We start from the raw sequence: 19033 nt of genomic DNA, 5'->3' as shown, positions 1-19033 counted from the left end.
GCGGAAGGCAAGCCCGCGCGACGCGCGCGGGCTTGCCTTCCGCCTCACTCCAGGGACTTACATGACCGGCCTGTTGTGCTATTGCCGCCAGGGCTTCGAGCCGGAGCTGGCCGCCGAACTGACCGAGCGCGCGGCCCATGCCGGCATCGCCGGCTACGCGCGCACCCGGCGCAACGATGGCTACGTGGTGTTTGCCAGCGACGACGCCGACGCGCTCGACCGCGCGCTGCCGTGGCGCGGGCTGATCTTCGCGCGGCAGAAGCTGCGCCTGCTGGCCGAACTGCCACAGCTGGACCCGGCCGACCGCATCAGCCCGATCATCGCCGCACTGCAGGGCCAGCCGCGCTGCGGCGAGCTGTGGGTGGAACACCCCGACTCGGACGCGGGCAAGCCGCTGGCCGGGCTGGCACGCAGTTTCGGCAACGCGCTGCGCCCGGCGCTGCGCAAGGCCGGGCTGCTGACCGACAAGGACAACACCCGGCTGCCGCGCCTGCACGTGGTGTTCGTCGATGGCACGCATGCCTTCGTCGGCGTCGCCGACACCCGCGACAGCGCGCCGTGGGCGCTGGGCATCCCGCGCCTGAAGCTGCTGCCCGAGGCGCCCTCGCGTTCGGCGCTGAAGCTGGACGAGGCGCTGCTGACCCTGCTCACGCCCGAGGAACGCGAGGCGCTGGTCAAGCCGGGCATGCGCGCGGCCGACCTGGGCGCCGCGCCCGGTGGCTGGACCTGGGTACTGACCCGCCAGCACCTGCGCGTGACCAGCATCGACAACGGCCCGCTGCGCCAGCACGTGCTCGACACCGGGCTGGTCGACCACCTGCGCGCCGACGGCTTCCACTGGCAGCCGGAAACGCCGCTGGACTGGATGGTCTGCGACATGGTCGAACAGCCGCGACGGGTGGCCGAGCGCATGGCCACCTGGATGCGCGAAGGCTGGTGCCGGCATGCGATCTTCAACCTCAAGCTGCCGATGAAGAAGCGCTGGGACGAGACCCGCCTGTGCCTGGACCTGTTCGCCGCGCAGGCCGGGCGGCCGCTGACCGTGCGCGCCAAGCAGCTGTACCACGACCGCGAAGAGATCACCGTGCTGGCGATGCCGGCACGCGCCTGAGCGGCGCTGGCGGCCGCCCCGGCGGCGCGGGACTTTCGCCTGCAACCACCGGCCGCGCGGCGGCGCGGCTCTGGCACACTGCGGCCCTTGCCCGCCGGGAGAGCGCCGCCATCGTCCGTCACGTCCTGTTGCGCCATGCCGCCGCCACGCTCGGCCTGGCCCTGTGCGGCGCCGCCGCGGCCGCCTCCGATTTCGTGGTCCGCGACCATGTCGGCGACGGCGTGTTCACGGCCGGCATCGAAGGCCCGGCGAGCGGCGCGGACGGCGCGCTGTACGTGGTCAACCTCGGCCGCGACGGCACCATCGGCCGCGTCGATGCCAATGGCAACGCCGAGCTGTTCGTCAGCCTGCCCGCGGGCAGCATCGGCAACGGCATCCGCGTGGCCGGCGACGGCGCGCTGCTGGTGGCCGACTATTCCGGCCATGCCGTGCTGCGGGTGGACCCGGCCACGCGCGCGGTGTCGGTGTTCGCCCGCCTGGACGGCGCGCACCAGCCCAACGACATCGCGCAGGCGCCCGACGGCACGCTCTATGCCAGCGACCCGGACTGGGCCAACCCGGACAACGGCCAGCTGTGGCGCATCGACCGCGACGGCCGCGCATCGCTGCTCGAGACCGGCATGGGCACCACCAACGGCATCGAGGTCAGCCCCGACGGCCGCCGCCTGTATATCAACGAGAGCGTGCAGCGCACGGTGTGGGTGTACGACCGCGGCGACGACGGCGCGCTGTCCAGCAAGCGCCTGCTGATCCGCTTCGACGACCACGGCATGGACGGCATGCGCTGCGACGCCGACGGCAACCTGTACATCGCCCGCTACGGTGCCGGGGTGGTGGCCATCGTCTCGCCCGCCGGCCAGCTGCTGCGCGAGGTGCCGCTGCGCGGCCGCAAGCCCACCAATGTCGCCTTCGGCGGTGCCGATGGCCGGCAGGTGTTCGTGACCCTGCAGGACCGCGGCGCCATCGAGACCTTCCGCGCCGACCGCCGCGGGCGTGAATACGGGCAGTGAGGCCGCGGCGCCGGGCGGCCGCGCGGCGTCTCATCCCACGCAACCGCGATCAGGCATGCTGTGGACCCTGGGAGGACACGCATGCATGCCATCGAACTGAAGGACCCGGCCGGCTTCGGCAATGAATTCCTGCGCCTGACCCTGCTGCAGGGCTTCCAGTCGCTGACAAAGCGCGACCTGGAGCTGTTGATCTTCGTGCTGCTCGAACGCGACGGCGCGGTCGACCGCGGCGCCTCCAACGCCACGGTGGCGCTGCAGCTGCGGGTGACCCCGGCCAAGGTCAAGGGCCTGCGCCGCGACGGCTACGCGCGCTGGCGGGCGCTGGTGCCCGAGGACGCCGACGCCGCGCTGCAGCGCATCGTCGCCACCGTGCTGACCGAAGCCAACCTGCGCTCGGGGGCCAAGCACGTGAGCGAGCGCAGCCGCAAGGACGGCTTCCTGGCCGTGCGCATCGAGCATCCCGACGATGCCCAGCGCTTCGAGCAGGCGATCCTGGAAGTCGGTGCGCTGCCGGTCTACGAGCGCAACCGCGAGGTGGTGGCGGTGCGCTTCGACACGCTGCTGAAGATCGCCGAGCGCTGGGGTTTCCTGCAGCCCGACCCGCAGGCGACGGTGGCGGCGCTGAAGAAGCTGGCCCCGACGTCGGAGGAAGTGGCCGACCTGCTGAAGAAGGACGTCGCGCAGCTGCGCTGGGACGACGTGCGCCGCGCCCTGAACAGCCTCGGCGCCAAGGCGGTCAGTTCCACGGTCGAGGGCGGCCTGAAGGGCCTGCTGAAGCTGGCCTTTCCGTTCATCCCGGGCTGAGGCGGCAAACTCGGCCGGCGCTGGACCGGCGGCGACATTCAGCCGGCCTGCATGGGTTCTTGCGGCCGGTTCAACCGCGGCGGGCCAGGCATTCGGGGGCGCGTTTTCCCTCACTGGAGTGCGCCCATGAACGTTTCCCGCCCCCTGCTTCCCGCCCTGCTGCCGTGCGCGGCCAGTACCCCGGCGCTGGCCCGGGAAACCGGCAGCACCACGCGCCGGCAAGGGCACGCCGGCCACGGTGACCCTGGAAGAACCCGATCCGGTCCGTGGCGACTACCATATCGACTTCGCCACGCTGGACCGCGACCACGACGGCTTCATCAGCCGCCAGGAAGCCCAGGCCAACCCCACGCTCGCGCGCGAGTTCGATGTGCTCGACACCCACCGCAGCGGCCGCCCGGACAAGGCGCAGCTGGAAGGCTGGATGAAGCAGTGAGGGCGGGCGGCCCGGCAGGCGAGCCCCGTCGTCCGTCCCCGAGGTCTGCCGTGATCCGTCCCTGCCTGCCTACCCTTGCCCTGCTGCTGGCGGCCACTGCGGCCCTTCCCGCACTGGCGCAGCATGCCCCGCGCGACAGCGCCGTCACCGCACCGCTGCCGGCGGCGCCGGCCGGGGTGCGCGCGCAGCCGCTGGCCAGCGGCGCGGTCACCCACCAGGTGCGCCTGCCGGGCGAACCCGGCCAGGCCACGGTGATCGTGCGCTCGATCCAGCCGGACAGCGTGGCCGGCAACTACCGCATCGATTTCCAGGCGCTGGACGTGGACGGCGACGGCTTCATCAGCCGCGAGGAAGCGCAGGCCAACCCGGCGCTGGCCGACGAGTTCAACGCGCTCGACAGCGCCCGGCGCGGCAAGCTGGCGCGTGAACAACTGGCCGGCTGGCTGGTGGACTGAACCCGGCTACAGGCCGGAGGCGCGCTTCCAGAACAGCGACAGCAGCGGCGGCATGCGCCCGGCCAGGCCGAGCAGCGCGCCGCGCGCCAGGGTCAGGTGCATCTCGTCGTTGGAGAACACCCGGTTGATCGCGTCGAAGCCATACGCGGCGACGGTGTTGTCGCTGCGCCGCACCCGCGCCCAGCGCCGCAGCCGGTGCGGCGCGGCCCAGTCGGCGCGGCGCTGGTGCGCGTCGCGCACCAATCCGCGCAGCGCGGCCACGTCGCGCAGGCCGAGGTTGACGCCCTGCCCGGCCAGCGGGTGCACCACGTGCGCGGCGTCGCCCAGCACCAGTACGCGGCCGGCGACATAGTCGCTGGCCAGCTGCCGGCGCAGCGGGAAGGCCGCGCGCGGCGAGACCGGGCGCATCGCCCCCAGGCGGCCGGCGAAGGCGTTGGTAAGTTCGCGGCCGAGGGCCTCGTCGTCCAGCGCCAGCACCCGCTCGGCCTCGGCGTCGGGCAGGGTCCAGACGATGGAACTGCGGTGCGTGTCCACCGGCAGCACCGCCAGCGGGCCGGTATCGAGGAAACGCTGCCAGGCGGTGGCTTCGTTGCGGCGCTCGCTGTCCACGTAGCCGACCACGCCGCGCTGGCCGTAGTCGTGGCGCGACACCTCAAGCCCGGCCAGCGCGCGCAGGGTGGACTCGCCGCCATCGGCGGCGATGGCCACCGCCGCGTCGACCCGGCGGCCGTCGTCCAGGCGCAGGCGCACGCCGCGCTCGTCCTGCTCCATCGCCTCGACCCGCGCCGGGCAATGCAGGTGCACGCCGGCACCGGGCAGTGCCGCCCACAGCCGGTCCACCAGCAGGCCGTTCTCGACGATCCAGCCCAGCTCGCGGCGCCCCAGGGCGTCGGCATCGAAGGCCAGTTCGCCACCACCGGCCGCGTCCCACACCCGCATCCGCAGGTAGGGGTGCGCCCGGGCCTGCGCCACCTGCGGCCACACGTCCAGCGATGCCAGCAGCGCGGCGTTGTCGTGGGCGAAGGCGAACACGCGCAGGTCCGGCCGCTGCGCCGACCACGGCGCCGGCTCGCGCCCTTCCACCAGCGCCACCTGCAATCCTTCCCGTGCCAGCGCCAGCGCGCAGGTGCTGCCGACCACGCCCGCACCGACCACCACCGCATCCAATCCGCCACGCCGGCTCATTGCACCTGGCTCCTGCACAGTGCGGGCACCTGCCCGCGGAATCCCATTGCGCCGCCGACCAGGAACGACTGCAGCGGCGCGGCCTGCGCGGCGGCCACCAGCCCGAGGCTGCGCAGCGGCCGCAGCAGCGGCGCCGGGTTGCCGGTCAGGCGCGCCAGCCCGTCGGAGAAGGCCAGGGTCTGCTCGCGGTCGGGCGCGCGGCGCTGCACATAGGCCTGCAGCAGGTCGTCGGCGCCCGGGTCGCGCGCGGCATCGCCGATCAGCTCGGCCAGGGTCAGCGCATCGCGCAGGCCCAGGTTGAAACCCTGCGCGCCCAGCGGGTGGATGGTCTGCGCGGCGTTGCCCAGCAGCAGCGCGCGCTCGCCGACCAGGTGCCGCGCCAGCACCTGGATCAACGGGTAGGCGCTGCGCGGGCCGCTTTCCAGCAGCCGCCCGGCGCGCCAGCCCAGCACCGCCTGCACGCGCTGCAGCCAGGCGCTGTCGTCCAGCGCCTGCACCGCGTCGGCCGCGTCGCGGGCCACGCCATGGACCAGGCCGTAGTGGCGGTCGCCGCGCGGCAGCAGCGCGGTCGGGCCGGTGTCGGTGAAACGCTCCCAGGCGGTGCCGTCCGGTGCCTTGGCGGTGCGCACCCGGGCCACGAACAGGGTCTGCAGGTAATCGTGCTCGCTGGCCTCGATGCCCAGCGCCTGGCGCACCGCGCTGCGGGTGCCGTCGGCGCCGACCACCAGCCGCGCGCGCAGGCGACGCTCGCCGCTGGCATCGGCGATGCGCACCTCGCGGCGGCCATCGGCGCAGTCGCCCAGGCCGACGAACGTCGCCGGGCGGTAGCGGGTCAACCGCTGCAGGTCGCCCAGACGCGCCTCCAGCGCGTGGCCGAAATCGCGCGCCACCACCACCTGGCCGAAAGCATCGCGGCCGTAGTCGCCGGCGTCCAGCAGCACGCGGCCGAAATCGCCGGCGCGGCTGACGTGGATGCGGCGGATCGGGCCGGGCGGCCCCTGCAGGCGCTGCATCACGCCCAGCGCGGTGAGCGCGTTGACCGTGGCCGCGGCGAAACTGAGGTTGCGCTGGTCGAACACCGCCGGCAGCGCCCCGGCCGGGGTCGCTTCCACCAGCCCCACGTCCAGCCCCAGCCGGTCCAGGGCGATGGCCAGGCTGGCACCGACCAGTCCGCCACCGACGATCACCACATCATGAAGGTCGCTCATGCCGCCATGATAAAGGCTCGGCCACCGCGATCGCCGCCGCGATGCCGCGCCGCAACCGCGGCCCCGGCGCGACTGCGGCTAGAATGGCGGTCTGATTCCGCCAGATCCTTCATCATCATGACCGCCAACGTCCAACGCACCTTCGTCCTGACCCTGCTCGTGCTGCTGATGGTCGGCACCCGCATCAACCATTTCGCGCCGATCCCGGACGCGTCCTGGGCGGTGTTCTTCATCGGCGGCTTCTACCTGCGCAGCTGGACCCGCTGGGCGTTCCCGCTGCTGATGGCGCTGGCGGTGGCGGTCGACTGGGCCGTGATCAGCGGCCAGGGCATGGATTTCTGGACGCACTACTGCGTGTCGGCCGGCTACTGGGCGCTGGTCCCGGCCTACTTCGCCATGTGGGCCGGCGGCATGCTGCTGCGCCGCGCCTACACCGGCGCCAGCTGGCGCGCGCTGGGCCTGTTCGCCGCGACCCTGGTCGGCGCGGTGGTGGTGTGCCACCTGTTCGCGCAGGGCGGCTTCTACTGGACCAGCGAAGTCGTCGCCGAGCCGACCGTCGCCGGCTGGTTCAAGAACTACACCGACTGGCTGCTGCCGTACATGCGCACCGCGGCCCTGTACACCGGCATGGCGGCGCTGGCGCAGGTCGCCGCCGAGGCGTTCGCGCGCCAGGCGGCCGCCGACCGCATCGCGCACTGAGCGGCCGCGCACCATGGGCAACCGGCTCTCCAGGATCTACACCCGCACCGGCGACGACGGCAGTACCGGCCTGGGCGACGGCAGCCGTACCGGCAAGGACTCGCTGCGGGTCAATGCCTACGGCACCGTGGACGAGGCCAACTCGGCCATCGGCGTGCTGCTGGCGGTGGCGCTGCCGGACGACGTGCGCGCGCTGCTGACCACGGTCCAGCACCAGCTGTTCGACCTGGGCGGCGAGCTGTGCATTCCCGGCCATGCCGCCATCCAGGCCGCCGACATCGATGCGCTGGAACGGCACCTGGACCGCTACAACGACGACCTGCCGCCGCTCAAGGATTTCATCCTGCCGGCCGGCGGCGAGGCGGCGGCGCGCTGCCACCTGGCGCGCACCATCGTGCGCCGCGCCGAGCGCGAGGCCGTGGCCCTGTCCCGGGTCGAGGCCGTGCGTGGCGAGGCGGTGCGCTACCTGAACCGCCTGTCCGACCTGCTGTTCGTGCTGGCGCGGGTGCTGGCGCGGGCCGACGGCCACGGCGAAGTGCTGTGGAACCACGAGCGCCGGCACGGCTGACGCCCCCCGGGGTGCCGCGCACACCTGGGCGCGGCCGGTTACAGTGCCGACATGCTCGTATTCACCCACACGGCCTGCCTGGGCCATGACCCCGGCCCCGACCATCCCGAATCGCCCGAACGGCTGCGCGCGGTGCTGGACGCACTGCGTGCCGCGTTCCCGGACCAGCTGGACTGGCGCGAGGCGCCGCCGGCCAAGCTCGGCGAACTGGCCCGGGTCCACACCCGCGAGCTGATCGACGACATGCTGCAGGCGCAGACCGCGCCGCTGCGGCGGATCGACCTGGACACCTTCACCTCGCCGGGCTCGGCCAGCGCCGCGCTGCACGCGGCCGGCGCCGGCGTGGCCGCGGTCGACGCGGTGATGCGCGGCCCCGACCGGCGCGCGTTCTGCGCGGTGCGCCCGCCCGGGCACCACGCCACCGCCGACACCGCGATGGGCTTCTGCCTGTTCAACAACATCGCCGTGGCCGCGGCCTACGCCCGCGACGTGCACGGGCTGGAACGGATCGCCATCGTCGATTTCGACGTCCACCACGGCAATGGCACCCAGGCGATCTTCGAGACCGACCCGCGGGTGGCCTACTACAGCAGCCACGAATCGGGCCTGTTCCCGTACTCCGGCAACATGCGCGAGCGCGGCGTGGGCAATGTCTGCAACATCCTGCTGCCGCCGGGCAGCGGCGGGTTCCGCTTCCGCAACACCTGGGCCGACGAGCTGCTGCCGCTGGTCGACGCCTTCCGCCCGCAACTGCTGTTCGTGTCGGCCGGCTTCGACGCCCACCTGCACGACCCGCAGGCCGACCTGATGGTCGAGACCGAGGACTTCGGCTGGCTGACGACCGAGCTGGCGGCACTGGCCGACCGCCATGCCGACGGCCGCCTGGTCTCCATGCTCGAGGGCGGTTACGACCTGCAGGCGCTGGCCGAATCAAGCGTGGCCCACGTCGACGCCCTGCTCGCCCGGTGACGGACGCATGAACCCGCTCCCGCGCCCCCGGCCGATCTTCATTGCCCCCATGCAGGCGATGCGGCAAGCTAGCGGCCATTTTTCCTGAATCCGATCCGCGTGCGCCCAGCCCTCCGCCTGCTTCCCCTGCCCCTGAGCATCGCCTTCGGACTGTCGGCGATGGCCAGCGAGAAGCCGGTGAACTGGAACCTGTGCCCGGCCACCGACGTGCTGCCGGCCTTCGACGAGGCGCCCAAGGCCGACCCGGCCGCGGCCGCCACCCGCGACCAGCTGCCGACCGACATCGAGGGCGACCAGCTCTCCGGCACCAGCACCATCCCCCTGTACAAGGGCAATGTGGCGCTCAAGCGCGGCGACCAGTTCCTGGGCACCGACAACCTGCGCTTCAATATCGAGACCGGCAACTACATCGCCGACGGCAACGTGCGCTATTCGGACTCGTCCATCCGCCTGACCGCCCAGCGCGCCGAGGGCAACAAGGAAACCGACAGCCACAAGATCAGCGACATCCAGTACCAGCTGGTCTCGCGCCGTGGCAACGGCAGCGCCGACTCGATCGACCTGCAGGGCTCGGTCGGGCAGATGCACCGTTCCACCTACACCACCTGCGATCCGTCGCAGCCGGTGTGGAAACTGGCCGCGCCGCAGATCGAGGTGGACAACAACGAAGGCTTCGGCACCGCCCGCAACGCGGTGCTGCGCGTCGGCAAGGTGCCGGTGATGTACATGCCGTGGTTCAAGTTCCCGATCGACGACCGGCGCCTGACCGGCCTGCTCTATCCCAAGCTGAGCCAGTCCGGGCGCAACGGCTTCGACTATGCGCAGCCGATCTATTTCAACCTGGCGCCGAACTACGACGACACCCTGACCCCACGCTGGATGAGCCAGCGCGGGCTGATGCTGGACAACGAGTTCCGCTACCTCTACGGCGGCGGTCGTGGCCAGCTCGACACCGAATGGATGCCGAGCGATTCGCTGCGCGACCGGGAACGCGGCAAGATCACCTACAACGGCTACCACAACGTGGACCGGCACTGGCAGGCACGCGCGAACCTGGCCTGGGTCAGCGACGAGCGCTACATGGAGGATTTCGCCAGCCGCCTGCTCGGGGTGACCGCCTCCAACCTGCAGAGCACCGCCGGCCTGTACGGCACCGGCCGTACCTGGACCGCCGGCCTGATGGCCGACCAGTGGCAGCTGACCGACTACACCCTGACCGAGGCCGCCCTGCCCTACAGCCGGCAGCCGCGCCTGTTCGGCACCTGGGACGACAGCTTCGGCCGCTGGCTGGAAACCGGCGTCTACGCCGAGGCGGTGCGCTTCACCCACGACGACATCCGCGGCAAGACCATCGTCGACGGCGAATACGTGCGCGACGGCAGCCTGACCCGGGTCGACGGCGGCTCGCGCCTGGACATCAAGCCCTACGTGTCGATGCCGCTGGCCGGTGCCGCGTGGTACATCACCCCGACCCTGGCCTGGCGCTATACCGCCTACACGCTGGACCGCGGCCTGGCCGACGGCATCCGCCGCAACCAGCTGGTGGCCGCCGGCATCGACCCGGCCACGGCCACCCCGGAACAGCTGCGCGGCAACACCTCGCCGCACCGCAGCCTGCCCATCGCCAGCCTGGACATGGGGCTGTTCTTCGACCGCGAGACCGATATCGGCGGCAGGTCCTACCTGCACACCCTCGAGCCGCGCCTGTTCTACCTGAACACTCCGTACCGCGACCAGCGCGACCTGCCGCTGTTCGACACCCGTGCCTTCACCTTCAGCTGGGGCCAGCTGTTCCGCGACTCGCGCTTCACCGGCGCCGACCGCCAGAACGACGCCAACCAGCTGACCACGGCGCTGACCACGCGCCTGATCCGCCAGGCCGACGGCCGCGAGAAGCTGTCGGCCAGCATCGGCCAGATCTCCTACTTCGACGATTCCCGGACCACCCTCGGCAGCGGCGACGCGATCGTCCAGCAGGGCAACTCGGCCTGGGTCGCCGACGTCAACTGGGCGATCAACGACCGCTGGACCCTGGGCAGCACGTACCAGTGGAATCCGAAGTACCGCAAGGAAGACCTGTCCAGCGTGCGCGCGCGCTACCTGCTGCCCGAGGACGGCGTGGTCAACCTGACCTACCGCTACCGGCGCAACCCCAGCACCAACGTCGACCAGCTCAAGCAGGCCGACCTGTCGTTCCTGTACCCGATCAACCCGCGCTGGAGCATCGTCGGCCGCTACTACTACTCGATGCTCGACAACAAGCCGCTGGAAATCATCGGCGGCGTGCAGTGGGACAGCTGCTGCCTGGCGGTACGCGCGCTGGCCCGGCGCTACGTGCGCAACCGCGAGGGCGAGATGAACAATTCCCTGCAGGTCGAGTTCGTGCTCAAGGGCCTGAGCTCGGTCGGGCAGGACACGGACCGCACCTTGCGCCGTGCTATTCTCGGCTACAACCGAGACGACCTGTACCTCGTTCCGCCCAGCAACATCGAGGCGAACGACGACGACTACGATCCGAACCTGATTCCATGACCAAGACCCTATCCGCAGTCCTCGCCACCCTGCTGGCGCTTGCCGGCGTGTCCGCACCGGCCGCCGCGCAGCAGACGCAGCCGCTGGACCGCATCGCCGCCGTCGTCGACGAGGACGTGATCCTGCAGAGCGAACTGCAGCGCGCGGTCAACAACATCAAGTCCCAGTACGCCGGCCGCGAGCACCAGCTGCCGCCGCAGGGCGTGCTGGAACGCCAGGTGCTCGAACGCCTGGTACTGGTCAAGCTGCAGGTCGCCCGCGCCGAGAGCAGCGGCATCCGCGTCAATGGCGAGGAACTGAACCACGCCGTGGCCAGCATCGCCCAGCAGAACGGCACCGACGTGGACGGCCTGCGCCAGCGCCTGGCCCAGGACGGCATCGGCTTCGAGGATTTCCGCAGCTCCGTGCGCGAAGAGATCATCACCCAGCGCCTGCGCCAGAGCTTCGCGCAGAGCCGGATCAGCGTCAGCGAGGGCGAAGTCGACGCGGCACTGGCGCAGCAGAATGCCGGCGGCATGCAGTACCACCTGGCGCACATCCTGGTGGCCCTGCCGGATGGCGCCAGCGCCGAGCAGATCGCCACCGGCCAGAGCAAGATCGACGGCATCAAGAACCTGATCGGCAAGGGCGAGCTGGACTTTTCCGCCGCCGCGGTGCGCTATTCGGACAGCCCCAACGCGCTGGAAGGCGGCGACCTGGGCTGGCGCAGCCTGGACGAGATCCCCAATGCGTTCTCCGTGCAGATCAAGGCGATGAAGGCCGGCGACGTGATCGGCCCGATCCGTGGCCCGAGCGGCTTCCAGCTGCTGAAACTGGTGGAAGTGCGCGACAGCGACAACGCCGCCGGCACCCATACCGTCACCGAGTACCACGCCCGCCACATCCTGGTGCGTGTGACCGACCAGGTGGACGATGCCGCGGCCAAGGCCCGGATCGAGACCCTGCGCGCGCGCATCGCCGGCGGTGCCGATTTCGAGGCCGTCGCCAAAGAGTCGTCCGAGGACACCAACAGCCGTGGCCAGGGCGGCGACCTGGGCTGGTTCCCGGCCGATGCGTTCGGCCCGGACTTCGGCCGCCAGGTCGAGAGCGTGCAGGACGGCGGCGTCACCGCGCCGTTCCGCACCGATGCCGGCTGGCACATCGTGCAGCGCGTGGCCACCCGCCAGACCGACGTGACCGACGACAACAAGCGCGCGCAGATCCGCGACCAGATCGGCCGCCGCAAGCTGGACGACGAGTACAACCGTTTCCTGCAGGAGCTGCGTGGCGACGCGTACGTCAGCTTCCGCACCGGCGACCGCGCCGAGGGCACCGCCGAGCCGGCAGCCGGCACGGCCGAACCCGCCAAGCCCTGATCCCATGGTTCCCCAGCTCGCTCTGGTCCCGGGCGAGCCTTCCGGGGTCGGCCCGGAACTCTGCGTCCGGCTCGTCCAGCAGCCGCGCAGCGATTGCCGGCTGCTGGCATTCGCCGACCCCGACACGCTGCGCGCCGCCGCCGCCGCGCTCGACCTGCCACTGAACCTGCTGCCCGAAGACGCCCACGCATCGGCGCCGGGCGACCTGCGCCTGCGCGACGTGCGCAACGCCGCGCCGTGCCGCTTCGGCCAGCCCGACCCGGCCAACGCGCGCGCGGTGATCGACGCCCTGCTCGGCGCCGGCCAGGCCTGCCTGGATGGCAGACTCGACGGCGTTGTCACCGGACCGGTGCACAAGGCGGCGATCAACGAAGGCGGCATCGCCTACAGCGGCACCACCGAACTGCTGGCCCGGCAGGCCGGCGTCGAGGTGGTGATGATGCTGGCCAACGCGCACATGCGCGTGGCCCTGGCCACCACCCACCTGCCGCTGCGCGCCGTGCCCGATGCGATCACCGCCGCGGGCCTGCGCACGGTCATCGGTACCACCCACGCCGCGCTGCGCCGCGACTTCGGGCTGGAGCGGCCGCGCATCGCCGTGCTCGGCCTGAACCCGCACGCGGGCGAGGACGGTCACCTCGGCCGCGAGGAACTGGACGTCATCATCCCGCTGCTGGAACGCCTGCGCGGCGAAGGCCTGGACCTGGCCGGGCCGCTGCCTGCCGACACCGCCTTCCTGCCGGCCAGGCTGCGCGGTTTCGACGCGGTGCTGGCGATGTACCACGACCAGGGCCTGCCGGTGCTCAAGTACAGCGGCTTCGAGCAGGCGGTGAACGTCACCCTGGGACTGCCCTACCCGCGCGTGGCGGTCGACCATGGCACCGCGCTGGACCTGGCGGGCAAGGGCACGGCCGACCCGTCCAGCCTGCAGGCCGCCACCGCGCTGTGCGCGCGGCTGGCCGCACAACGTAAAATCACCCCATGAATCCCTCCCATTCCCCGCGCGCCGGCGCCGGCTTCACCGCGCCGGCGAAGAAGCAGCTCGGCCAGCACTTCCTGGCCGACGCGCACTACGTCGAGAAGATCGTGCTGGCGGTCAACCCCCGGCCCGGCGACCGCCTGGTCGAGATCGGCCCGGGCCAGGGCGCCATCACCTTCCCGCTGCTGCGCCGGCATCCGCAGCTGACGGTGATCGAGTTCGACCGCGACCTGATCTCACCGCTCACCGCCGCGGCCGCGCCGCTGGGCGAGCTGACCATCGTCCACCGCGACGTGCTGCAGGTCGATTTCACCGAACTGGCCGGCGGTTCGCCGATCCGGCTGGTCGGCAACCTGCCCTACAACATCTCCTCGCCGATCCTGTTCCATGCACTGGAACACGCCGCGGCGATCTCGGACATGACCTTCATGCTGCAGAAGGAAGTGGTGGACCGCATGGCCGCCGGCCCCGGCAGCAAGGTCTACGGCCGCCTGAGCGTGATGCTGCAGGCCTGGTGCCAGGTGACCTCGCTGTTCGTGGTGCCGCCGGGCGCGTTCCGGCCGCCGCCCAAGGTCGACTCGGCGGTGGTCCGGCTGGTGCCGCGCGACCCGGCCACGGTCGGCATCGCCGATCCGCAGCACTTCGCGCACCTGGTCAAGGCCGCCTTCGGGCAACGCCGCAAGACCCTGCGCAACGCCCTGAACGGCATCGTCGATGAAGCCGGCTTCGCCGCCACCGGCGTGCGCAGCGACGCGCGTGCCGAGCAGCTGGAGGTGGCCGACTTCATCGCCCTGGCCAACGCCACCGCCACCACTGCCTGACATCCGCTCACACCGCTTTTGCTTACACTTGCCCGCATGGACGATTCCCGCCAGTACGCGATCGAGATCGAGGTGTCGCCTCGTTTCATCGACGAACAGTCGGCGCCCGAGGACGGGCGCTACGCGTTCGCCTACACGATCCGCATCCACAACCGCGGCAACGTGCCGGCGCGGCTGATCAGCCGCCACTGGCGCATCACCGACGCCAACGGCCGCACCGAGCACGTGGATGGCGACGGCGTGGTCGGCGAGCAGCCGCGGCTGCGCCCGGGCGAGGAGTTCCGCTACACCTCCGGGGTGATGCTCGGCACCGAGCGCGGCACCATGCAGGGCCACTACGACATGCTGGCCGACGACGGCACCGAATTCGCCGCGCCGGTCGCGCCGTTCGTGCTGTCCATTCCCAGGACCCTGCACTGATGGCGACCTGGGCGATCGGCGACCTGCAGGGCTGCTACGACGTTACCCAGCGGCTGCTGGAGAAGATCAACTTCGACCCGGCCGCGGACCGGCTGTGGTTCTGCGGCGACCTGGTCAACCGCGGCGGGCAGTCGCTGGAAACCCTGCGCCTGGTGCATTCGCTGCGCGAGCACAGCGTGGTGGTGCTAGGCAACCACGACCTGTCGCTGCTGGCCGTCGGCGCGCGCAGCGCGGAGGAGCAGCGCAAGGTCAACCCCGACCTGCAGCGCGTGGTGCTGGCCGAGGACCGCGACGTGCTGCTGGACTGGCTGCGCCAGCAGAAGCTGGTGCACGTGGACCGCAACCTGGGCTGGATGATGTTCCATGCCGGCCTGGCGCCGAAGTGGACGGTGGCGATGGCCGAGCGGCATGCGCGCGAAGTGGAGCTGCAGCTGCACGGCAATGGCTACCGCAAGCTGCTGCGCAACATGTATGGCGACGGTCCCAGCTGGGCGCCCAACCTCACCGGCTACGACCGCTCGCGCGCGATCATCAACATCTTCACCCGCATGCGCTACTGCACGCCGCGCGCGCGCATCAGCATGGAAGACAAGGGCACGCCGGGCACCCAGCAGCTGGGCATGTACCCGTGGTTCGAAGTACCGGGCCGGGTCGAGCGCGAACTGAAGATGGTCTGCGGCCACTGGTCGGCGCTGGGCCTGACCATCACCCAGGGCGTGCACGCCATCGACACCGGCGCGGTGTGGGGGGGCAAGCTCACCGCATTGCAGCTGGACAGCGACGAACTGCGCGTGGTGCAGGTACCCGGCCGCGACGTGCCGGCGCCGGTGCCCGGCGCGCATCCGCCGCGGCGGCCACCGTCCGAGCGCCGCGCCGAAGCAGGGACCGAGGCGCAGGGCGAACGCCGCGAGCGACGCCGGCCACGCCGGCATCGGCCACACGCTGGCGGCAACAACACTGGCGGCAACAGCGGCGGTAACGGCGGCAACCCGGCGGGCACGCCCGGCAACAACGGCGGCGCCGCGCCCACCGCGTAACCTTCAGCAGGCGAGCGTCTGGCAGGCCTCCAGGCAGTTGCCATCGGCGTCGTGGAAGCGGAAATACAACACGCCGTCGCCACGCTCCAGTTCGCCGACACGCACGCCGCGCCGTCGCAACGTCGCCAGGGCGGCCGCCGCATCGGACGTGGCGAAGATCGGAAATGCCGCCTGCGCGCGTGGATCCACCGCCGGCGCGCCGGCCTTGCGCTGCCACAGGGTCAGGCTCGCGCCCTCCGCCAACGGCAGCACCGCCAGACATTGGCCCGCATCCACGTACGTGGCCTGCAGGCTGAGTTTCGCGGCATACCAGGCAACGGCCGCCTGGTAATCGTCCACCGGCAGGATGAACGTGTCGATCCGGTCGAACAGCGCGGTCATGCCCTTCTCCCCGGGGTGCAGGGTTTCGATGCCTGCGCGGGCCGTGCCAGGCACGCCGGCAGGTACAGGTACGGCAGGCCTGGCATCAGCGGCCCGCGCGACGCGCCCGGACCGGCGCATCGCGGCGACGTACCGGGACGGCGGCGGCCCCGCTCAGGAGCGCCGGCGCAGGTAATGGGCGAAACGGAAGGCGAACGCGTGCCGCGCATCGGCCGGGTGCGCCTGGCTGTGCACTTCCTGCCACAGCGCGGGGTCGACCTCGGGAAAATGGGTGTCGGCCGCCACGTCCGCATCCACCCAGGTCAGGTGCAGGTCGGTGGCCTGGTCGATCAGCAGCCGGTAGATCTCGCCGCCGCCGATCACGCACAGCTCCCCGGCGGCCTCCCCGGCGGCAATCTCCCGGGCCTGCTGCACCGACGCCACCGCACGCATCCCCGCGAACGGCACCTGGCCGCCGCGGGTCAGCACCAGGTTGGTCCGGCCCGGCAGCGCGCGCCCGAGCGACTGCGCGGTCCTGCGCCCCATCAGGATCGGCTTGCCGAGGGTGAGCGCCTTGAAATGCCTGAAGTCGTCGGGCAGGTGCCACGGCATGGCGTTGTCGCGGCCGATGCCACGGTTGCGGTCCAGCGCGGCGATAAGCGACAGCTTCATCACACCGCCACCGGCGCCTTGATCGCCGGATGCGGATCGTAGCCGTCGATGCGGATGTCGTCGAAGGCGAAGCCGAACAGGTCGGTCACCTCGGGGTTCAGCCACAGCGTCGGCAGCGCGCGTGGCGCGCGCGCAAGTTGTTCGCGGGCCTGCTCGAAATGGTTGGTGTACAGGTGGGCGTCGCCCAGCGTGTGCACGAAATCGCCCACGCCCAGCCCGGTGGCCTGCGCCACCATGTGGGTGAGCAGCGCATAGCTGGCGATGTTGAACGGCACGCCCAGGAAGATGTCGCCGCTGCGCTGGTATAACTGGCAGCTGAGCTTGCCGTCGGCGACGTAGAACTGGAACAGGGTGTGGCAGGGCATCAGCGCCATCTGCGGCAGCTCGCCCACGTTCCAGGCGCTGACCACCAGCCGTCGCGAGTCCGGATTGCGCCGGATCTCGTCCAGCAGCCACTGCATCTGGTCGATCTGGCGGCCGTCGGCCGCGGCCCAGCTGCGCCACTGCCTGCCGTAGACCGGGCCGAGGTCGCCGTTGGCATCGGCCCATTCGTCCCAGATGCCGACCTTGTTGTCCTTCAGGTAGCCGATGTTGGTGTCGCCCTTCAGGAACCACAGCAGCTCGTGGATGATCGAGCGCAGGTGCAGCTTCTTGGTGGTGACCAGCGGGAAGCCTTCATTGAGGTCGAAGCGCATCTGCCAGCCGAACACGCTGCGGGTGCCGGTGCCGGTGCGGTCGGCCTTGTCGGTGCCGTGTTCAAGCACGTGCCGCAGCAGGTCGAGGTATTGCTTCATTCTTCGCCTCCGGCGAAAGGCTTCATTCTTCACCTCCGGCGCAGGGCTTCACGCCTTGCCTCCGGCCGGCAGCGCCGGCTGCAGCGTCGGCGCGCGGCGCGACATCGCCAGCAGCACCAGCCCCAGCACGATCAGCGGCAGGCTCAGCAGCTGGCCGCGGGTGAACCAGTCGAAGGCCAGGTAGACGCCGTTGTCGGGCATGCGCACGAATTCCACCAGGAAGCGGAAGCTGCCGTACATCAGTGCGAACAGGCCGGACACGGCGTAGCGCGGGCGCGGCTTCATCGAGTACGCCCACAGCACCACGAACATCACCAGGCCTTCCAGCAGCGCTTCGTACAGCTGCGAGGGATGGCGCGCGTACTGGGTCAGCAGGCCCGCCGCGTAGTCCTGGCGGATCTGCGCGGCCGACAGCAGCTGCTCCATGGTCGGCAGGCCGGCCGGCACGTCCTTGAGCGGCGCATGCGGGAACACCACGCCCCAGCCGGCATGGGTGAACTTGCCCCACAACTCGCCGCCGACGAAGTTGCCGAGCCGGCCGAAGCCCAGCCCCAGCGGCACCAGCGGCGCCACGAAATCGATGGTGTCGAAGTAATGCAGCGCATGCTTGCGGGTCCACCACCAGCCGGCGGCCATGACCCCGAGCAGGCCGCCGTGGAAGCTCATCCCGCCCTCCCAGACGCGCAGCAGGATCAGCGGGTTGTGCAGGAAATCGGCGGTGGCGTAGAACAGCATGTAGCCGATGCGCCCGCCCAGCACCACGCCGAGCATGGCGTAGAACAGCAGGTCGGAAAACGCGTTCATGTCCACGCCCGGCAGGCGCCCGGCGCGGATGCGGACACGCCCCAGCCACCATGCCGCGGCGAAACCGAGCAGGTACATGATGCCGTACCAGTGCACCTTGATCGGCCCCAGGGAAAAGGCGATGGGGTCTATGTCGTGAAGGTAGATCATGCAGGCAGGTCCGGCGGACGAACCCCTATTCTCGGCGCAGCGCCCGCGGGGCTCAACCGTCGCCTCACCCGAGCAGCTGCGGGCGGTCGGGCAGCTCGTTGCCACGGGCCTGGCCGGGCTCGGCCGGAAAGTGCGTGGCCAGCAGCGCCGAGATCGTGGCGATGGCCGCCAGCACCGCGGCCTCCAGGTCGCCCTCGCGCCGGCGGCGGCCGAACTCCTCGCAGACCTGGCGCCACTGCGCCGGGTCGATGCGCCCATGCAGGCCGCGGTCGGCCACGATCTCGACCGCATGGTCGGCCAGCAGCAGGTAGAGCAGCACGCCGTTGTTGTCGCGGGTGTCCCAGGTGCGCAGCACGGCGAAGGCGTGTTCGGCGCGTTCGCGCGGCGACACCCCGCGCCACAGCGCGGCCAGCGGCAGGTCGGATTCGACCGCGAACATTACTTGCCCGGCATGCGCGCGCTCGCCGGCGGCGATGGCACCGGCGATGCGGTCCAGGCTCGCGGCAGGGAACCGCGCATGCGCGGAAGGCGAAAAAAGATGGCGCAGCCAACGCATCACCAGCTCCCCGAGGCGCCGCCGCCTCCCGAACGCCCGCCACCGCCGGACCAGCCCCCGCCACCGCCGAAGCCGCCACCGCCGAACCCACCGCTGCCAACGCCGCCG

At 71.3% G+C, this 19033-nt stretch carries 21 protein-coding genes; 14 read left to right on the top strand and 7 right to left on the bottom strand.

Annotated features, from left to right (window positions below; genetic code table 11):
* Positions 1-61: 61 nt before the first annotated feature.
* The 5 genes from rlmM to ABB33_RS17445 all read left to right on the top strand — a co-directional run bounded on the left by rlmM (position 62) and on the right by ABB33_RS17445 (position 3816).
* Entirely contained in the window at positions 62-1111 is a 1050-nt protein-coding gene (rlmM, locus tag ABB33_RS17465; protein ID WP_056932943.1) for a 23S rRNA (cytidine(2498)-2'-O)-methyltransferase RlmM, read from the top strand.
* 125 nt (positions 1112-1236) lie between these two features.
* Complete coding sequence (locus ABB33_RS17460; protein ID WP_056932945.1) at positions 1237-2121, top strand: SMP-30/gluconolactonase/LRE family protein; 885 nt, start codon at positions 1237-1239, stop codon at positions 2119-2121.
* Positions 2122-2202: 81 nt separating this feature from the next.
* Positions 2203-2925, top strand: a complete 723-nt coding sequence (locus ABB33_RS17455) for a hypothetical protein (protein WP_054667523.1) — start codon at positions 2203-2205, stop codon at positions 2923-2925.
* A 238-nt stretch (positions 2926-3163) separates the two neighbouring features.
* A complete protein-coding gene (locus ABB33_RS17450; RefSeq protein WP_056932942.1) occupies positions 3164-3361 on the top strand; it encodes an EF-hand domain-containing protein in 198 nt (65 codons plus the stop codon).
* Between the two features lie 50 nt (positions 3362-3411).
* Positions 3412-3816 carry an EF-hand domain-containing protein gene (locus ABB33_RS17445; RefSeq protein ID WP_225546640.1) on the top strand — a complete coding sequence of 135 codons (405 nt, stop codon included), beginning with the start codon at positions 3412-3414 and terminating at the stop codon, positions 3814-3816.
* A gap of 6 nt (positions 3817-3822) precedes the next feature.
* Here the strand turns inward: ABB33_RS17445 and ABB33_RS17440 are convergent, their stop codons facing one another.
* On the bottom strand, positions 3823-5001 hold the full coding sequence (locus ABB33_RS17440) for a UbiH/UbiF family hydroxylase (protein WP_056932941.1): 1179 nt from the start codon (positions 4999-5001) through the stop codon (positions 3823-3825).
* Positions 4998-6209 carry a 2-octaprenyl-6-methoxyphenyl hydroxylase gene (gene ubiH, locus ABB33_RS17435; protein WP_056932940.1) on the bottom strand — a complete coding sequence of 404 codons (1212 nt, stop codon included), beginning with the start codon at positions 6207-6209 and terminating at the stop codon, positions 4998-5000. The genes ABB33_RS17440 and ubiH overlap by 4 nt, the downstream gene beginning before the upstream one ends.
* A 117-nt stretch (positions 6210-6326) precedes the next feature.
* Here ubiH and ABB33_RS17430 point away from each other — a divergent pair, with 117 nt between their 5' ends.
* The 9 genes from ABB33_RS17430 to ABB33_RS17390 all read left to right on the top strand — a co-directional run bounded on the left by ABB33_RS17430 (position 6327) and on the right by ABB33_RS17390 (position 15589).
* Positions 6327-6908 (top strand): hypothetical protein, encoded by a 582-nt coding sequence (locus tag ABB33_RS17430; RefSeq protein ID WP_056932939.1) that lies wholly within the window; start codon positions 6327-6329, stop codon positions 6906-6908.
* 13 nt (positions 6909-6921) lie between these two features.
* Positions 6922-7476, top strand: a complete 555-nt coding sequence (locus ABB33_RS17425; protein ID WP_056932938.1) for a cob(I)yrinic acid a,c-diamide adenosyltransferase — start codon at positions 6922-6924, stop codon at positions 7474-7476.
* A gap of 51 nt (positions 7477-7527) precedes the next feature.
* Positions 7528-8445: a histone deacetylase family protein gene (locus ABB33_RS17420; protein WP_054667537.1), complete on the top strand. Its 918-nt coding sequence runs from the start codon at positions 7528-7530 to the stop codon at positions 8443-8445.
* Positions 8446-8544: 99 nt separating this feature from the next.
* Positions 8545-10977 (top strand): LPS-assembly protein LptD, encoded by a 2433-nt coding sequence (gene lptD / locus ABB33_RS17415; protein ID WP_056932937.1) that lies wholly within the window; start codon positions 8545-8547, stop codon positions 10975-10977.
* Complete coding sequence (locus ABB33_RS17410) at positions 10974-12332, top strand: peptidylprolyl isomerase (protein ID WP_056932936.1); 1359 nt, start codon at positions 10974-10976, stop codon at positions 12330-12332. The genes lptD and ABB33_RS17410 overlap by 4 nt, the downstream gene beginning before the upstream one ends.
* 4 nt (positions 12333-12336) lie before the next feature.
* Complete coding sequence (gene pdxA, locus ABB33_RS17405; protein ID WP_056932935.1) at positions 12337-13317, top strand: 4-hydroxythreonine-4-phosphate dehydrogenase PdxA; 981 nt, start codon at positions 12337-12339, stop codon at positions 13315-13317.
* The gene (gene rsmA, locus ABB33_RS17400) at positions 13314-14132 is read left to right on the top strand and encodes a 16S rRNA (adenine(1518)-N(6)/adenine(1519)-N(6))-dimethyltransferase RsmA (protein WP_056932934.1); all 819 of its coding nucleotides are present in this window, start codon (positions 13314-13316) and stop codon (positions 14130-14132) included. The genes pdxA and rsmA overlap by 4 nt, the downstream gene beginning before the upstream one ends.
* Positions 14133-14168: 36 nt before the next feature.
* On the top strand, positions 14169-14552 hold the full coding sequence (gene apaG / locus ABB33_RS17395) for a Co2+/Mg2+ efflux protein ApaG (RefSeq protein ID WP_054667547.1): 384 nt from the start codon (positions 14169-14171) through the stop codon (positions 14550-14552).
* Positions 14552-15589, top strand: coding sequence for a symmetrical bis(5'-nucleosyl)-tetraphosphatase (locus tag ABB33_RS17390; protein WP_056932933.1), 1038 nt, complete (start codon positions 14552-14554; stop codon positions 15587-15589). Before apaG ends, ABB33_RS17390 begins: the two co-directional genes overlap by 1 nt.
* A gap of 3 nt (positions 15590-15592) precedes the next feature.
* On the opposite strand, the gene ABB33_RS17385 is transcribed toward ABB33_RS17390, so the two are convergent.
* The 5 genes from ABB33_RS17385 to ABB33_RS17365 all read right to left on the bottom strand — a co-directional run bounded on the left by ABB33_RS17385 (position 15593) and on the right by ABB33_RS17365 (position 18925).
* Positions 15593-15970 carry a VOC family protein gene (locus ABB33_RS17385; RefSeq protein ID WP_056932932.1) on the bottom strand — a complete coding sequence of 126 codons (378 nt, stop codon included), beginning with the start codon at positions 15968-15970 and terminating at the stop codon, positions 15593-15595.
* A 153-nt stretch (positions 15971-16123) separates the two neighbouring features.
* Positions 16124-16621, bottom strand: coding sequence for a dihydrofolate reductase (locus ABB33_RS17380; RefSeq protein WP_056932931.1), 498 nt, complete (start codon positions 16619-16621; stop codon positions 16124-16126).
* Positions 16621-17415, bottom strand: coding sequence for a thymidylate synthase (locus ABB33_RS17375; RefSeq protein WP_054667554.1), 795 nt, complete (start codon positions 17413-17415; stop codon positions 16621-16623). The genes ABB33_RS17380 and ABB33_RS17375 overlap by 1 nt, the downstream gene beginning before the upstream one ends.
* A 48-nt stretch (positions 17416-17463) precedes the next feature.
* Positions 17464-18369 (bottom strand): prolipoprotein diacylglyceryl transferase, encoded by a 906-nt coding sequence (lgt, locus tag ABB33_RS17370; protein WP_056932930.1) that lies wholly within the window; start codon positions 18367-18369, stop codon positions 17464-17466.
* A gap of 64 nt (positions 18370-18433) precedes the next feature.
* The gene (locus ABB33_RS17365) at positions 18434-18925 is read right to left on the bottom strand and encodes a TPM domain-containing protein (RefSeq protein ID WP_056932929.1); all 492 of its coding nucleotides are present in this window, start codon (positions 18923-18925) and stop codon (positions 18434-18436) included.
* Between the last annotated feature and the right edge of the window lie 108 nt (positions 18926-19033).

The organism is Stenotrophomonas acidaminiphila, assembly GCF_001431595.1.
Classification (GTDB): domain Bacteria; phylum Pseudomonadota; class Gammaproteobacteria; order Xanthomonadales; family Xanthomonadaceae; genus Stenotrophomonas; species Stenotrophomonas acidaminiphila.
The sequence above is the reverse complement of the archived record's forward strand: the minus strand, read 5'-3'. Positions and strand labels throughout refer to the sequence as shown.

Excerpts from the sequence above, each read along its gene's own strand:
- ABB33_RS17390 (WP_056932933.1), top strand. The coding sequence starts at position 14,552 with ATGGCGACCTGGGCGATCGGCGACCTGCAGGGCTGCTACGACGTTACC.
- pdxA (WP_056932935.1), top strand. The coding sequence starts at position 12,337 with ATGGTTCCCCAGCTCGCTCTGGTCCCGGGCGAGCCTTCCGGGGTCGGC.
- ABB33_RS17375 (WP_054667554.1), bottom strand. The coding sequence starts at position 17,415 with ATGAAGCAATACCTCGACCTGCTGCGGCACGTGCTTGAACACGGCACC.
- ABB33_RS17440 (WP_056932941.1), bottom strand. The coding sequence starts at position 5,001 with ATGAGCCGGCGTGGCGGATTGGATGCGGTGGTGGTCGGTGCGGGCGTG.
- ABB33_RS17455 (WP_054667523.1), top strand. The coding sequence starts at position 2,203 with ATGCATGCCATCGAACTGAAGGACCCGGCCGGCTTCGGCAATGAATTC.
- rlmM (WP_056932943.1), top strand. The coding sequence starts at position 62 with ATGACCGGCCTGTTGTGCTATTGCCGCCAGGGCTTCGAGCCGGAGCTG.
- ABB33_RS17385 (WP_056932932.1), bottom strand. The coding sequence starts at position 15,970 with ATGACCGCGCTGTTCGACCGGATCGACACGTTCATCCTGCCGGTGGAC.
- ABB33_RS17420 (WP_054667537.1), top strand. The coding sequence starts at position 7,528 with ATGCTCGTATTCACCCACACGGCCTGCCTGGGCCATGACCCCGGCCCC.
- ABB33_RS17430 (WP_056932939.1), top strand. The coding sequence starts at position 6,327 with ATGACCGCCAACGTCCAACGCACCTTCGTCCTGACCCTGCTCGTGCTG.
- apaG (WP_054667547.1), top strand. The coding sequence starts at position 14,169 with ATGGACGATTCCCGCCAGTACGCGATCGAGATCGAGGTGTCGCCTCGT.
- ABB33_RS17425 (WP_056932938.1), top strand. The coding sequence starts at position 6,922 with ATGGGCAACCGGCTCTCCAGGATCTACACCCGCACCGGCGACGACGGC.
- lgt (WP_056932930.1), bottom strand. The coding sequence starts at position 18,369 with ATGATCTACCTTCACGACATAGACCCCATCGCCTTTTCCCTGGGGCCG.
- ABB33_RS17380 (WP_056932931.1), bottom strand. The coding sequence starts at position 16,621 with ATGAAGCTGTCGCTTATCGCCGCGCTGGACCGCAACCGTGGCATCGGC.
- ABB33_RS17365 (WP_056932929.1), bottom strand. The coding sequence starts at position 18,925 with ATGCGTTGGCTGCGCCATCTTTTTTCGCCTTCCGCGCATGCGCGGTTC.
- rsmA (WP_056932934.1), top strand. The coding sequence starts at position 13,314 with ATGAATCCCTCCCATTCCCCGCGCGCCGGCGCCGGCTTCACCGCGCCG.
- ubiH (WP_056932940.1), bottom strand. The coding sequence starts at position 6,209 with ATGAGCGACCTTCATGATGTGGTGATCGTCGGTGGCGGACTGGTCGGT.
- ABB33_RS17410 (WP_056932936.1), top strand. The coding sequence starts at position 10,974 with ATGACCAAGACCCTATCCGCAGTCCTCGCCACCCTGCTGGCGCTTGCC.